The 1,262-nt window shown below is 55.6% G+C and carries 1 protein-coding gene; it reads left to right on the top strand.

Annotation, left to right across the window (positions count from 1 at the left end):
• The first annotated feature begins 82 nt into the window (after positions 1 to 82).
• Positions 83 to 1,210: an IS481 family transposase gene (locus ACQ4OD_RS26320; protein WP_110604364.1), complete on the top strand. Its 1,128-nt coding sequence runs from the start codon at positions 83 to 85 to the stop codon at positions 1,208 to 1,210.
• The last annotated feature ends 52 nt before the right edge of the window (positions 1,211 to 1,262 follow it).

The following is a 1,262-nucleotide window of genomic DNA, read 5'->3' as shown; positions in this document are numbered from 1 at the left end:
TGTATGGACCGGACACATGGTGGACACGTGTGCGGAGACATGGTTGACACTTTTCGGCAAGCAATCTGCCGGGAATACGACCATGCCTTGGAACGCGAGAGATGCCATGAGCTTAAGAGAAGAGTTCGTTAGCCTGGCCAATCACCCGGACGCCAATATGAGGGAGCTATGCCGCCGGTTCGGCATTAGCCCTCAGACGGGTTACAAATGGCTCAATCGATTTCGACAGGACGGCTTACTCGGCTTGCAGGAGCGCTCTCGAAAGCCGGCCGTCAGCCCTCGCAAGACTCAGCCTGGGCTAGAAGAGGAAGTGATTGCCATCCGTAAGGAGCACTCCACGTGGGGTGGCCGAAAGATCAGTCACCTGCTTGATCAGCGCATCTGTGCCAGTACCGTAACCAATGTCCTGCATCGGCATGGATTGATCACCGCGGAGGCTTCCGAGGCTGCTAAACCATGGACACGCTTTGAGCGCGAAGCCCCGAATGATCTGTGGCAGATCGATTTTAAAGGTTTCTTCCAAACGGCTCAGGGACCTTGTTATCCGCTGACGCTGATTGATGACCACTCACGCTTTAACCTTGTGATACAGGCCTGCGCACATCAGCGCACAGGGTTGGTCATGGAGCACCTGACCGATCTGTTCAGCCGGTATGGACTGCCCGTGCAGATCAACGCGGATAATGGCTCGCCCTGGGGGGCGCCAAGAAATCCCGGAGAACTCACACCCCTAGGTATCTGGTTGGTTCGCCTGGGAATTCGACTGACTTTCAGCAGGCCAGGCCACCCACAAACCAATGGCAAGGATGAGCGATTCCACCGGACGCTCAAGGCCGAGGTACTAACCGGGCGCAGTTTTCGGGATCTGCGAGAAGCGCAGGAAGCTTTCGACCTCTGGCGGGGCATTTACAACTACAAGCGTCCTCATCAGCAGCTGGGCTACAAAGTACCGGCAGATCGCTATCAGATGAGCAGGCGGGCTTTCCCAAGCCGTCTACCGCCCGTTGAATACGGTCCCGATGATATTTTGGTGAAACCCTACAGCAGTCAGTTCCGCTTCAAGAAACGCTCATTTCGGATAGCCAAGGCGCTAGCAGGCTATGTGTTGGCGCTCCGTCGCAGCGATCAAGGGCCTGACCATTTTGATGTTTACTTTTGCCAGCACAAGCTGCGAACCATCGACTTCAACAACCCCGACGGTAAGCGATAATGTGTCCACCATGTCCCCGCACATGTGTCAGCGATGTCTCAAGTCCATACAC

This window comes from Pseudomonas sp. WC1 (assembly GCF_050586565.1).
Classification (GTDB): domain Bacteria; phylum Pseudomonadota; class Gammaproteobacteria; order Pseudomonadales; family Pseudomonadaceae; genus Aquipseudomonas.
This window is presented reverse-complemented; position numbering and strand designations above follow the sequence as displayed.